13 protein-coding genes are annotated in these 13,261 nt (G+C 69.8%); 10 read left to right on the top strand and 3 right to left on the bottom strand.

The features are described 5' to 3' along the window. Positions 1-5: 5 nt before the first annotated feature. Both ABC271_RS16730 and ABC271_RS16725 read left to right on the top strand, forming a co-directional pair. On the top strand, positions 6-1,004 hold the full coding sequence (locus ABC271_RS16730) for a magnesium and cobalt transport protein CorA (RefSeq protein ID WP_412925968.1): 999 nt from the start codon (positions 6-8) through the stop codon (positions 1,002-1,004). Positions 1,005-1,089: 85 nt separating this feature from the next. Further along, the gene (locus tag ABC271_RS16725) at positions 1,090-2,559 is read left to right on the top strand and encodes an amino acid permease (RefSeq protein ID WP_412926185.1); all 1,470 of its coding nucleotides are present in this window, start codon (positions 1,090-1,092) and stop codon (positions 2,557-2,559) included. A 3-nt stretch (positions 2,560-2,562) separates the two neighbouring features. Here the strand turns inward: ABC271_RS16725 and ABC271_RS16720 are convergent, their stop codons facing one another. After that, entirely contained in the window at positions 2,563-3,741 is a 1,179-nt protein-coding gene (locus ABC271_RS16720; RefSeq protein WP_412925967.1) for a 4-hydroxybenzoate 3-monooxygenase, read from the bottom strand. Positions 3,742-3,856: 115 nt separating this feature from the next. Next, positions 3,857-4,609 carry an IclR family transcriptional regulator gene (locus ABC271_RS16715; protein WP_412925966.1) on the bottom strand — a complete coding sequence of 251 codons (753 nt, stop codon included), beginning with the start codon at positions 4,607-4,609 and terminating at the stop codon, positions 3,857-3,859. Positions 4,610-4,700: 91 nt separating this feature from the next. Between ABC271_RS16715 and pcaH the strand changes: the two genes are divergently transcribed. From pcaH to ABC271_RS16675, 8 genes are all read left to right on the top strand, one after another. Continuing rightward, positions 4,701-5,513, top strand: coding sequence for a protocatechuate 3,4-dioxygenase subunit beta (pcaH, locus tag ABC271_RS16710; protein ID WP_412925965.1), 813 nt, complete (start codon positions 4,701-4,703; stop codon positions 5,511-5,513). Then, on the top strand, positions 5,510-6,067 hold the full coding sequence (pcaG, locus tag ABC271_RS16705; protein WP_412925964.1) for a protocatechuate 3,4-dioxygenase subunit alpha: 558 nt from the start codon (positions 5,510-5,512) through the stop codon (positions 6,065-6,067). The genes pcaH and pcaG overlap by 4 nt, the downstream gene beginning before the upstream one ends. Next, positions 6,057-7,382, top strand: a complete 1,326-nt coding sequence (locus tag ABC271_RS16700; protein WP_412925963.1) for a lyase family protein — start codon at positions 6,057-6,059, stop codon at positions 7,380-7,382. The genes pcaG and ABC271_RS16700 overlap by 11 nt, the downstream gene beginning before the upstream one ends. Next, positions 7,379-8,143, top strand: coding sequence for an alpha/beta fold hydrolase (locus ABC271_RS16695; RefSeq protein ID WP_412925962.1), 765 nt, complete (start codon positions 7,379-7,381; stop codon positions 8,141-8,143). Before ABC271_RS16700 ends, ABC271_RS16695 begins: the two co-directional genes overlap by 4 nt. Continuing rightward, positions 8,140-8,544 (top strand): 4-carboxymuconolactone decarboxylase, encoded by a 405-nt coding sequence (gene pcaC / locus ABC271_RS16690; protein WP_412925961.1) that lies wholly within the window; start codon positions 8,140-8,142, stop codon positions 8,542-8,544. Before ABC271_RS16695 ends, pcaC begins: the two co-directional genes overlap by 4 nt. An 82-nt stretch (positions 8,545-8,626) precedes the next feature. Then, the gene (locus tag ABC271_RS16685) at positions 8,627-9,928 is read left to right on the top strand and encodes a C-glycoside deglycosidase beta subunit domain-containing protein (protein ID WP_412925960.1); all 1,302 of its coding nucleotides are present in this window, start codon (positions 8,627-8,629) and stop codon (positions 9,926-9,928) included. Between the two features lie 8 nt (positions 9,929-9,936). Further along, positions 9,937-11,412, top strand: a complete 1,476-nt coding sequence (locus ABC271_RS16680; RefSeq protein WP_412925959.1) for a C-glycoside deglycosidase beta subunit domain-containing protein — start codon at positions 9,937-9,939, stop codon at positions 11,410-11,412. A 114-nt stretch (positions 11,413-11,526) separates the two neighbouring features. Next, a complete protein-coding gene (locus tag ABC271_RS16675; protein WP_412925958.1) occupies positions 11,527-12,579 on the top strand; it encodes a Fic family protein in 1,053 nt (350 codons plus the stop codon). A gap of 36 nt (positions 12,580-12,615) precedes the next feature. Here the strand turns inward: ABC271_RS16675 and ABC271_RS16670 are convergent, their stop codons facing one another. After that, a complete protein-coding gene (locus ABC271_RS16670) occupies positions 12,616-13,239 on the bottom strand; it encodes a TetR/AcrR family transcriptional regulator (RefSeq protein ID WP_412925957.1) in 624 nt (207 codons plus the stop codon). Positions 13,240-13,261 lie beyond the last annotated feature (22 nt).

The raw sequence follows: 13,261 nt of genomic DNA, 5'->3' as shown, positions 1-13,261 counted from the left end.
AAACCATGCCCATCATCGACAGCGCCGTGTACGTGGACGGTCACCGCATCGAGAACCCGTCGAGCCTCGACCAGACCTTCGAGTACATGGAGGCCCACGGCGGCATGGCCTGGATCGGCCTCCTGCGCCCCTCGCCCGAAGAGCTCGAGCGGGTGGCCGCCGAGTTCTCCCTGCACCCCCTCGCCGTCGAGGACGCGCTCGCCGGGCATCAGCGCTCGAAGCTCGAGCGGTACGGAGGCAACCTCTTCGCGGTGCTGCGTCCGGCGCGCTACATCGACGAGACCGAGACGGTCGAGTTCGGCGAACTGCACGTGTTCGTCGGGCCCGACTACGTCGTCACGGTCCGCCACGCCGAAGTGCCCGACCTCTCCCGCGTGCGCCACCGCCTCGAAGGACAGCCCGAGCTCCTCGCCCGCGGTCCCGAGGCCGTGCTTTACGCGATCTTCGACGAGGTCGTCGACCAGTACGACCCGGTGGCGGCGGGTCTGCAGAACGACGTCGACGAGATCGAGGACGCGCTGTTCGGGGTCGGCGACACCGAGCTCACGCAGCGCATCTACGAACTGGCGCGCGAGGTCATCCACTTCCAGCGCGCGACGGAGCCCCTGCGCGACATGCTGCAGGCGCTGCTGCGCGGAGCGGACAAGTACGGGGTCGACATCGAACTGCAACGTTCGCTCCGCGACGTGCTCGACCACGTGCTGCGCCAGTGCGACAAGCTCGTCTCGCTCCGCGCCATCCTCGACAACGCGCTCACCGTGAACGCGACGCTCGTCACGCACCGGCAGACGGAGACCTCCCTCGAGCAGAACGAGCAGGTGAAGAAGATCTCCGGATGGGCGGCGATCCTGTTCGGGCCGTCGCTGATCGGGGCGATCTACGGCATGAACTTCAAGAACATGCCCGAGCTCGACTGGACGCTGGGCTACCCGATGGCGTTGGGTCTCATGGCCGCGACATCGTTCGGGCTCTGGGTGACGTTCAAGGTCAAGCACTGGCTGTGACCGATCCGGCGCGCTTCACGGGCGCGGACGGCCGGATGCCAATGATGGAGGGGTGACAGACACCACTCCCTCGGGCTCCGGCAACGTGGCCGAGCCCCTCACGACCTCGACCGTCCACCTGGAGGACGAGGGCTACCACAAACGCTTGAGTTCGCGTCAGGTGCAGATGATCGCCATCGGCGGCGCCATCGGCACGGGGCTGTTCCTCGGAGCCGGCGGCCGCCTCGCCCAAGCGGGTCCCGCCATCGTGCTCTCCTACGCGGTATGCGGCCTCTTCGCGTTCTTCATCCTCCGCGCGCTCGGGGAGCTGGTGCTCCACCGCCCGACCTCGGGTTCGTTCGTGTCCTATGCGCGCGAGTTCTTCGGCGAGAAGGCGGCCTTCGTCTCGGGCTGGTTCTACTGGATCAACTGGGCGACGACGACCATGGTCGACATCACGGCGGCCGCGTTGTACATGAACTTCTTCGGCAAGTACGTGCCGTGGATCGGAGCCGTCCCGCAGTGGGTGTGGGCGCTGGCCGCGCTGGTGACCGTCCTCGCGGTGAACCTCGTGTCGGTCAAGGTCTTCGGCGAACTGGAGTTCTGGTTCGCGCTGATCAAGGTCACGGCCCTGGTCGCGTTCCTCCTGGTGGGCATCTACTTCGTCGTCTTCGGCACCCCCACGGGGGCCCCGGTCGGGTTCTCGCTCATCGCCGACAACGGCGGCTTCTTCCCCAATGGCATCCTGCCCGCGATCATCCTGATGCAGGGCGTGGTGTTCGCGTACGCCTCGATCGAACTGATCGGCACGGCCGCGGGCGAGACGAAGAACCCCGAGAAGGTCATGCCCCGCGCGATCAACTCGGTCATCATCCGCGTCGCGGTGTTCTACGTCGGCTCGGTGCTGCTGCTCTCGCTGCTGCTGCCCTTCACCGCGTACTCGAAGGACGAGAGCCCGTTCGTGACGTTCTTCGCGTCGATCGGCGTCCCCGGCGTCGACGTCATCATGAACCTCGTCGTGCTGACGGCGGCGTTGTCGTCGCTCAACGCGGGCCTGTACTCCACCGGCCGCATCCTGCGCGCGATGGCGGTCGCGGGGTCGGCGCCGAAGTTCGCCGCGCGGATGAACAAGGCCGGCGTACCGTACGGCGGTATCGCGATCACGGCGTTCGTCGCGCTGTTCGGCGTGGTCATCAACTTCGTGGCCCCGAGCGACGCGTTCGAGACGGTGCTGAACGTAGCGGCCGTCGGCATCCTGGTCACCTGGGCCACGATCATCCTGTGCCAGATGCGCCTGAAGCAGCTGGCGGACCGCGGTGAGCTGGTGCGCCCGTCGTTCCGGCTGTTCTGGGCGCCGTACACCAGCTACCTGACGCTGGCGTTCCTGGTCGTGGTGCTCGTGCTCGTGTTCGTCGACTCGCCCGCGACGGCGCTCGTCGCGCTCGTCGCGAGCGTGCTCATCACGATCGGCTGGTTCGCTCGGCGCAAGCTCATCGCCGAGCTCGCCGCCGAGCGCGAGGGCTATACCGGCGCGCACCCCGTGGTGCCGAGTCCGTTCCGCCCCGACCGGAAGTAGGGCTCAGCCCAGCGGCCAGCCGCAGTACGCCTCGGCGAGGTACGCCTTGCCGTGCTCGGACTCGGTGACCGCCCGCAGCTCGCCGAGCTGGCGGCGGCGGTCGAAGTCGGTGGCATCCGGGGCCACGTGCAGCAGGCTCGTCATCCACCACGAGAAGTGCTGGGCCTTCCAGATGCGGTGCAGCGCCCGCTCGGGATACGTCTCGAGCGGGCGCGCGTCGTCCTCGAGCAGGAGAGCGCGCAGCGCGTCGGCGAGCAGCCGCACGTCGGCGATCGCGAGGTTCATGCCCTTCGCCCCCGTGGGCGGGACGGTGTGCGCGGCGTCGCCGACGAGCGCGACGCGGCCGCGCCGCAGGTCGTGCGCGACGAAGCTGCGGAAGCGCAGCACGTCGCGCTGGAAGATCGGCCCCTCTTTCAGGGTCGTGCCGGGGACGCGCTTCTGCAGCTCGTCCCACAGCTGCGCCTCGGAGAACGCCGCCGTGTCGGTCTCGGGGTCGCACTGGAAGTACATCCGCTGCACGGTCGCCGACCGCTGGCTGACGAGCGCGAAGCCGTCGGGAGAGTTGCTGTAGATGAGCTCGTCGGAGCTCGGCGGCGCTTCGCACAGGATGCCGAACCACGCGAACGGGTACTCGCGGAAGTAGCCGCCCGTGCTCGATCCGGTCACCGCGGCGCGGGCGACGCTGCGCGACCCGTCGGAGCCGACGACGAACTCGGCCTCGATCTCGAACGGCTGACCCTCGGCGTCGCGGGCGATGACACGGGGCCGGTCCGTCTCGGCATCCTGGACGCTCTCCGCCGTGACGCCGAAGCGCAGGTCCTGGCCCGCCGCGAGCCGCGCGACGATGAGATCCTTCAGCACCTCGTGCTGCGGGTAGAGCCAGACCGAGCGACCGACGAGCGCCGGGAAGTCGATGCGGTGCCCCTCGCCCGCAAATCGCAGCTCGATGCCGTCGTGGCGGTGACCGACGGTGCGCACACGCGAGGCGCCGCCGAGGGTGTCGAGCAGTTCGACGGTGCCCTGCTCCAGGATGCCGGCGCGGATCGTGCTCTCGATCTCGTCGCGCGAGCGCTGGTCGATGACGACCGAGGGGATGCCGGCGGCGTCGAGCAGGTGGGACAGAAGGAGTCCCGCGGGTCCGGCGCCGACGATCGCGACACGGGTGCGGACGGTGGTGGTCATGGCGTCTCCTTCGACGGGTACCCGCCGATGCTGGCGCGGATGCCGTCGCCCCACGCCCGTATTCCCATTGAACGGAGTTTTCCGCCCCCGCGTCTTCCGGGCGTGGAGGGGGGACTCAGCGGCGGTAGCCCAGCGCCCGCTCCGTGTCGCGGGCCGCGCGGTGCAGCTCACCGAGGGCGAACTGCGTCTCGGCGTCGCGGGGCAGCACCACCGAAAGGGCGGCGATCACGGCCCCGGTCTCGTCGCGCACGGGAACCGCGACGCCCGTCGACACCTCGTCGACGTACCCCGGCGCGATCACGTGGCCGAGCGTGCGGATCTCGGCGAGCGTGCGCCGGAGCACCCCGGGGTCGACGATCGTCGACGGGGTCACGGCGGCGAGCGGGTGGCCGAGAACCCGCTCCCGCAGGTCGTGCGGAGCGAACGCGAGCAGGACGAGGCCCGAGGACGACGCGTGCAGGGGCAGTCGGCCGGCGACGCGGGTGATGTTCGCGCCGGAGTCCGGTGCGCTCAGACGCTCGAGGAACAGCGCTTCGTCCTGTTCGAGGATCGCGAGCTGGGTGTGCTCGCGCACGCGCACCTGCACCCGCTCCATGAACGGCAGAGCCGCCTGCCGCAGGCGGAGCGCGTGCGACGAGCGGGTCGCCAGCTCCCACAGCCGCATGCCGACGCGGACCCTCCGCTCGTCGTCGCGCTCGAGGAGCCCGGCATCCACGAGCTCGTTCACGATCCGGTGCGCCGACGAGCTCGGCAGCTGGGCGCGACGGCCGATCTCCGCCGTGGTCTGGGCCGTGCGCGTGGGGGTGAAGGTCTCGAGGATGCGCACCAGGCGATCGGTCACCGAATCGCCTGAGGGGGAGTTGGCCATGGGCTCAGGATGCCACGATTCCCATTCAGCGAGAACACGCTGGCGTGCGAGCGGGCGCGTGCCGGAACATGGATCGGTCGAAGGAGACCCGATGACCCGCACCCCCGCCGCCGCTCCCGAGTCGCTGCTGGCCGCCCCCGACCAGGCGACGCAGGACGAGATCACCCGAGAGATCCAGGCCGCGCACGCCGCGCTGGACGCCCGCGAGGCCGCCGGCGAGAAACTCCCGGCCACCTCGTACGACTTCCCCGCGTATCGGTCGAGCGTGCTCCGTCACCCCACGAAGAACCCGAAGCTCGTCGACCCCGAGACCATCGAGCTGTTCTCGCCCGCCTACGGCCAGCGCGATGTCGCCGCGATCGAATCCGACCTCACGCTGCAGCACGCCGGCGAGCCGCTCGGCGAGCGCATGACGGTGCGCGGCCGGCTGCTCGACTCGTGGGGCCGTCCGTTGGCGAACCAGCTCATCGAGATCTGGCAGGCCAACTCCGCCGGACGCTACATCCACCAGCGCGACCAGCACCCCGCCCCGCTCGACCCGAACTTCACGGGCGCGGGACGCACGATCACGAACGACGCGGGGGAGTACGCCTTCACGACGATCAAGCCCGGCCCCTACCCGTGGAAGAACCACCGCAACGCCTGGCGGCCGGCCCACATCCACTTCTCCGTGTTCGGCACGTCCTTCACGCAGCGTCTCGTGACGCAGATGTACTTCCCCGGCGACCCGCTGTTCGCGCTCGACCCGATCTACAACAGCATCCACCGGCAGAAGGACCGCGACGCCCTCGTCGGCGTCTACGACCACGACCTCACCTCACCGGAATGGGCCACCGGCTACCGCTTCGACATCGTCGTCGACGGCCCCGACCAGACCTACTTCGAGCAGGAGGGCGACGCATGATCCCCCCGAAGACCCACCGCCCCACCCCCGGCCAGACCGTCGGCCCGTTCTTCGCCTACGGGCTCGAATTCCCGAAGCAGCACGAGGTCGCCTTCCCCCACTCGCCCGGCGCGATCGTGCTCTCGGGCACCGTGTTCGACGGCGCGGGAGCCCCCATCCCCGACGCGCTCGTCGAGATCTTCGGGGCGGATGCCGACGGCTCCGTGTCCCGCGCGCGCGGCGCGTTCCGGCGAGACGACCACACGTTCACCGGCTTCGGGCGGGCCTTCACGAACGACGAAGGACACTACGAGTTCTGGACGCGCACGCCCGGCGGGTCGGACGGTCGGCCCGGGTTCTTTGCCGCGATCGTCTTCGCCCGCGGGCTGCCGAACAAGCTGCACACCCGCATCTATGTGCCCGGCGACGACGCGGCGCTCGCCGCCGACCCGCTGCTGTCCTCGCTCGATGCGGACGAGCGCGCTAGCCTCGTGGCGACGCGTACGCCCGACGGACACCTCCACCACGACATCCGGCTGCAGGGCGAGAAGGAGACGGTCTTCCTTGCCTTCTGACCCCCTCGACGCGGGCCTGCTCTCGCCCGCGACCGTCGGTCACGACATCCTCGTCTCGGATCGCGCGTACCTCGACGCGCTCGTGCGCGCGGAGTGCGCGCTCGTCGCCGCCTACGCCGATGGGGGCATCGCACCTCGAGAGGTCGCGGTCGCCGTCGACCACGCGTTCGGCATCGACGAGAAGTACGGTTCGCCGTCGCTCGGCATCGACCTCGACGCCCTCGCGGCTGCGGCGGTGGCCGGCGGCAACCCGGTGATCCCGCTCGTCGGCGAGCTGAAGGCTCGCGTCCCGGCAGAGTCCGCCCCGTGGATCCACCGCGGAGCGACGAGTCAGGACATCCTCGACACCGCGACGATGATCGTCGCCCGTACCGCGGTGGAGCAGGTGCGTGCCTCGCTCACGCACGCCGCACAGTGGCTGCGCGCGCAAGCCGAGGCACACGCCGGCACCGTCGCGGCGGCTCGCACCCTCACGCAGCACGCGGTCCCCACCACGGTCGGTGCCCGGGTGGCGGCGTGGGAGCGTGGCATCCGTCGCGCCGTCGACCGGCTCGACGCCCTCGTCTTCCCCGCGCAGCTCGCCGGTGCCGGCGGAACGCTCGCGTCGTTCGTCGAGATCACGGGATCGGTGGATGCCGCCGCCGCCCTGCCCGCCGCCTACGCGCGGGCCGCGGGACTCGATGTGCCCGACGCCCCGTGGCACGTCACGCGCTGGCCGGTGACCGAGCTGGGCGACGCCCTCACGCAGGCGATCGATGCGGTCGGGAAGGTCGCGGCCGACGTCGCGACCCTCAGCCGCACCGAGATCGGAGAGGTCGCCGAGGGCACGGGCGGCGGGTCGTCGGCCATGCCGCAGAAGCAGAACCCCGCCGAGGCCGTGCTCATCCGGTCGGCGGCGCTGCGCGCGCCGCAGCTGGCCGCGACGCTGCACCTGGCATCCGCTCTCGCCGTCGACGAGCGCCCCGATGGCGCGTGGCACGCCGAATGGCCGACGCTGCGCGAACTCCTGCGCCTCGCCCTGGGGGCGTCGTGGCACGCGTCGTCGCTCGCGGCCCACCTCCGGATCGACGCGGATGCCGCGGCCCGCAACCTCGCGCTCACGGGCGGCCGGATCGTCAGCGAGCGCCTGCGGGGCGTGCTCGTCCCGCTGATCGGGGCGGACCGCTTCGCGGCGCTCGTCGGCGGGGAGGGCGATCTCGCCGAAGCGCTGCGGGCGCTGCCCGAGACCCGCGATCTCGATCTCGATGCGCTGCTCGATCCGGCGGGATACGTCGGGCTCGCGCCGCGCCTGGCACGAACGGAGGACCCCCGATGATCGCGCTGACCGCCCCCGTCGGACCCGCGGGCGCACCCCTCGTCGTGCTCGGTCCCTCGCTCGGCACCTCGACGATCCTGTGGGACGACGTCGTGCCGCTGCTCGCCGATGACTACCGCGTCTCGGCCTGGGACCTCCCCGGTCACGGCGCGGGGCCGGTGGCGACCGGGCCGTTCACGGTCGCCGATCTCGCGGATGCCGTGGCCGCCGCCGTTCCCGACGAGACGTTCTTCTACGCCGGGGTGTCGCTCGGTGGCGCGACGGGCCTGGAGCTCGCGCTCCGGCACGGGCCTCGGCTGCGGGCCGCGGCGATCGTGGCATCCGGGGCCGTGCTCGGCGATCCCGCGTCGTGGGCCGATCGGGCCGCGCAGGCGCGGGCTCAGAGCACCTCGAGCCTCATCATCGGCTCGGCGCAGCGTTGGTTCGCCCCCGGGTCGATGGCCCGCCGCCCCGAGCTCAGTGGGCGCCTCCTGCACGTGCTGCAGGACGCCGACGACGAGAGCTATGCCCGCTGCTGCGAGGCGCTCGGGGCCTACGACGTGCGCTCGTCCCTGGGCAGGGTCGAGGTGCCCGTGCTCGCCGCGTGGGGCGCCTTCGACGTCGTCGCATCCGAGGAGAAGGCGATCGAGATCGCCGGAGGCGTGGTCCGTGGGCGCACGGCGCGCATCGACGACGCCGGACACCTGCCGCCCGCGGAACAGCCGGAGGCCGTGGCATCCCTCCTCCGCTCGTTCTTCGCATCCCCCGAGGAGACCCGATGACCCGCCCCGACGGAACCGGACTGACCGACGGCGAACGCTACGACCAGGGCATGGCGGTGCGCCGCGAGGTGCTGTCGGACGCGCACGTCGACCGCGCGACCGCGGCGGCGACGGACCTCACGGCCGACTGGCAGGACTTCATCACGCGCGTGGCGTGGGGCGATGTGTGGTCGCGGCCGGGTCTCGACCGCCGGTCGCGGTCGGTCGCGGTGCTGTCGTCGCTCATCGCCCACGGACACCACGAGGAGCTCGCGATGCACCTGCGTGCGGCTCTGCGCAACGGCCTGACCGTCGACGAGATCCGCGAGGTGATCCTGCAGTCGGCGATCTATTCGGGTGTTCCCGCCGCGAACACCGCGTTCCGCATCGCGACCGAGGTGTTTGCGGAACCGCGGAGCTGATACCGAGGATCAGAAGCCCTTATGTCTGAAAGAGGCATAAGGGCGGTAGCGTCGAAGCGAACCCCAGAGAGAGGGAGCGACGATGCTTCTCGAGCGAGACCTCATCCAGTCCGTCGGATTCCGTAACGTCCGCGACGGCGACGAGATCACCGGCTTCCAGTTCCGCGTCCGGATGCCGTCCTATCGCGGCATGGCGGCATCCCTCATCGACGGCATCGGCGTGAGCATCCCCGGGCTGGTCGATGTCGCGCCCGACGTGCCGCTGTGGACCCTCCAGGGGAAGCGGTACACGCTCGCGGAGCTGTGGGACGGCGACGGGGTGCGCTGGCCGCTCGAAGACGCCGCGATCATCACCGTGCCACTGCCGGGCGGTCTGCCCGACGGCGTGCACCCGCTGTCGATCGAGCTGCGGCTGCGCATGTCGTACATCCCCCAGGAGCACCAGCCGAGCACCTACCGCGTCACCAAGGACGTCACGCTCGCGCCCGAGGCATCCGGCGCCCCCTTCCAGTACGGCGTCTCGCTCTACAGCTACATGACCGACTTCGGCACGGTCATGGACCTCGAGACCGCGATGGCGTCGATCGCCGATCTCGGCGCGACGGGACTGGAGATCCTCGGCGAAGCGCACATCCCGAACTACCCGAACCCCTCGGACGAGTGGGTCGACCAGTGGTTCGCGCTGCTGCAGAAGTACGGCCTCGAGCCGACGAACTACGGCTCGTGGATCGACACGCGCCTGCACTCCAGCGGCCCGCACGCCCGCGACATGACGGTCGAGGAGGGCGCCGCGGCTCTCCAGCGCGACCTGCGGCTGGCGAAGCGCCTCGGGTTCCGGTTCGTCCGGCCCAAGATCGGCGTGGTGTCGAGCGACCTCATCCCGCACCCGATCTGGACCGAAGCGGTTGAGGCATCGCTCCCGCTCGCGGAGGAGCTCGACGTCATCATCTGCCCCGAGATCCACTCGCCCACCCCCATCAAGCACGAGGTCGTCGACGACTACATCGCTCTCATCCGCCGCACCGGCACGAAGCACTTCGGACTGCTGCTGGACACCGGGATCTTCCAGGACCGCCCCATCCCGCTCAAGCCCGGCGAGCTGCCGGGTCAGCGTCCGGCGTTCCTCGACGGCATCCACGTCGACCCCAACGACGTGTTCGACGTCATCGAGAACGTCGTGTTCATCCAGGCGAAGTTCCACGACATCGACGAAGAGCTCGACGACAAGCAGATCCCGTGGGAGCCGGTCCTCCGCGCGCTGAAGGACGCCGGGTACACCGGGTATCTCTCCAGCGAGTACGAGGGCGAGCGCGAACCGTGGCGCTCGATCGAGCAGGTGCGCCGACAGCACTCGCTGATTCGCCAGATCGCGGACCGGCTGTGAGGCGCGCCATGCCCAACGGACTCCTCCACGACGACAGCCTCCGCCCCCACCCCGACGGACTCGCGCTGCGGCTCACGATCCCCTGGTATCGCAGCCTCTGGCTCTCGTCCGTGACGACGCTCGAGCTCTCCGTCGACGGGGAACGGGTGGATGCCGATGACCTCCGCGTCGACTTCGGCGACGCGTCGTACCGCCTCGATGAACTCCCGGAGCAGAGCGAGACGCTGTGGTTCCTGCAGCAGCACCCGCTGCTCGTGGCCCGACGAGCCGAGCCCGTCGCGGTCGGCGAGACCCACGACGTCGTGCTGCACGGCGAGCTGCGCCTGCCGTACATGCAGATCGCGCCCGGCCAGGACGGCGGGCCCGGCATGTACGTGCCGAACGTCGTGCACGATGTGAAGACCCTCGCGGTCGTCGACACGGATGCCGCGCCCCCGTCGCTCGTGCACGAGGTGGCGCCGTCGCCGCCCGCGACCGACGACGACCCGTTCCGCCTCGGTCTGACGCTCTACTCGGCGAGCGCGGAGTTCCGCGCCGGGTGGTACGACTTCGACGGCCTGCTCGACCGCGTCGCGGAGCTCGGGATCGGTCCCGGCATCGAGATCGTGGCATCCCAGATGGTGCCGACCTATCCGGTGGTCGGGGACGACTTCGTGCGCACGTGGCGCGCGGCGTTCGACCGGCACGGGTTCGTGGAGAGTTCGTTCGGCGCGAACCTCGACATGGGTCGCCGGCGCGACCGCGATATGACCCCCGACGAGGAGTTCGCGTTCTCGAAGCTGATGCTCGAGGGGGCGAAGAAGCTCGGCTTCCCGCTCGTGCGCATCCAGTCGGCCAAGCCCGAGTTGCTGCGCCGGCTCCTGCCGATCGCCGAAGAGCTCAAGCTGAAACTCGCGTATGAGATCCACGCGCCGATGGGCCCGAACGCCGAACCGATCCTGCGCGTGCGCGAGACGTACGCCGAGCTCGACTCGCCGCTGCTGGGCTTCGTCGCCGACTTCTCGTCGACGATGCACGCGATGTCGCCGACACTGCTGCGTGCCGTGCGGCGTGCCGGTCTCGACGACGCGGCGGTGACGAGGTTGCAGGAGATCTGGGCGACGGATGCCACCATGCAAGCGCGACAGCAGGAGTTCCTCGGCTACCTGCGCGGCCGGGACTTCGATCCGGGCCGCCTGGGATCGTTCGCGCACCTGGCCTTCAATATGCACGGCCACGTGGACCCGCGCGAGTGGGCCGACATCATGCCGCAGATCTTGCACGTGCACGCGAAGTTCTACGACATCGACGCGCAGGGTCAGGAGCCGGCAATCGACTACCCGGAGCTCGTGCGCGTGTTCGTCGAGGGCGGCTACCGCGGCTTCTGGTCGAGCGAATGGGAGGGCCACGCCTTCGCCGAGCTCGGCGAAGTCGACCCGCTGCTGCTCGTCCGGCGCCAGCACGACCTGATCCGCGCGTCGATGCGGGCGGTGCCGGCGGGGTAACCTCGCCCGCTCCCGGACGCATGCGTGAGGCGCGCGACCGACGCATCTCTCAAGAAGCTCCTAAACCTACTAATATGAAGGTAGAAATAGTACTTTTAGTGGATTGAGGGCGCGATGAGATCGTTCGTAGACCTCGACCACTTCATCGGATCCGTGCCCTTCGATGTTGTCGCCTCACTCCGCGCGGTCGATACCGGGCGGGGGAGTGAAGCGCTGTTTCGGGACAAGCTCCCCGCGCTCCTCACTTCACTCGCTGAGCGGGCACGCGTCGCCAGCATCGAGGCATCCTCCGCGATAGAAGGTGTGGTGGTCGCGGACAAAGTGAGAGCTGCTGCCATCCTCGGCGGCGAGGTCACCGGCTTGCGCGACCGCAGCGAGCAAGAACTCGCAGGCTACCGAGAGGCGCTGGATTATCTGTACCAGGAGTCGTGGCGTCCGCTGAACGTCGGCCTCCTCCTGCACTTGCACCGCCTGCTCTTCCGGTATACGGACATACCAGGCGGTGCGTTCAAGACCACCGCGAACCTCGTCGTCGACCGCAACGCGGACGGCAGCACAACCACACGTTTCACTCCCGTGGCGCCGACCGAGACACTGTCCCACCTCGACGAGCTCATCGCCCGCTACAACGGGGCGATGGACGCCGATCGGCATCACCCGATCCTGCTCACCGGTCTGTTCGTTCTCGACCTGCTCACCATCCATCCGTTCGACGACGGCAACGGGCGCATCACGAGAGCCATCACGAATGCCCTGCTCCAACACGCGGACTACGACGTCACGCGATATGTCTCACTCGAGGACCGAATCGCCCAGACGGCCGATGCCTATTACGCCGGTCTGTTGGCCTCGACCCATGGTTGGCACACGGGTGACCACGACCCGTGGCCATGGCTGCGTTACTTCGTCACCGTCTTGCACGACTCCTACGACCGATTCGCTGCCATCACTGCCGCGAACCGGTCGACCGGTAGCAAGCAGGATCGCGTCCGCGACTACGTCACGAATCATGCCCCCGCGACGTTCCGTATCGCGGACATCCGCGCGGCCTTGCCGGGCGTCAGCGACCAGACGATCCGTCTCGTTTTGGACCAGCTCCGCGTCGCCGGGAGTGTGCAATCGGACGGCGCGGGCCGCTCCGCCACCTGGACTCGTATCGGCGAGTGACAGGGCGACAAGCCCGATGAAGGACTGCTCGCCGGGTCAGTCCGACGACACCGTGAGGTACACCGTTCGCGAGAGGCGCTCGAGCAGGTCGGGCCAGGCGTAGGCGTCGTGCGGGCTCGCGGTCGCCGTGACGCCGAGGCCGAGGTAGCGCACGCACAGGCTGTAGAAGATCTCGAACGCCCAGTCGGCCCGCTCCCGCGTGAGGTCGACGCCGTGTTCCTCGGCGGCCGCGAGCAGCGCCCGGAGGAAGACCGCCTGCCCGGCATCGCCGGAGTGCCGACCGCGGTCGAGGATCTCGGCATCCTCCACTCCCAGGAGGAAGAACGGGGAGAGAAGGTCGCGGTTCTCCCGCAGGATCTCGGCGTACACCGTGACGATCTCGGCCGTCGCGCGCGCGAAGCTCGCGGCTCCGACTCCGGCGGCGCCCACGCGCTCCTCGGTCTCGACGTCGAGGCGATCGAACTCCTGACCCTGGATCACCCTCAGCAGCTCGACCTTGCTGGCGACCCGGCCGTAGATCGAGCCGATCGAGACCTCGGCCTTCGCGCTGACCTCGGCGAGCGAGAACTGGCCCGTGCCACGCTCGTGCAGGAGCTCGAGGACGGCGGCGCGCACCTTTGCGAACGAGTCGCGGCTGCGCTGCTGCTTGGGCTCCGACATCCCGTTCACGGTCGGTCGTCCC

The sequence above is a fragment of the Microbacterium canaveralium genome (assembly GCF_047238045.1).
Lineage (GTDB): Bacteria > Actinomycetota > Actinomycetes > Actinomycetales > Microbacteriaceae > Microbacterium.
Note: the sequence above shows the minus strand (reverse complement) of the source record. Positions and strands in the feature narration are given on the sequence as shown.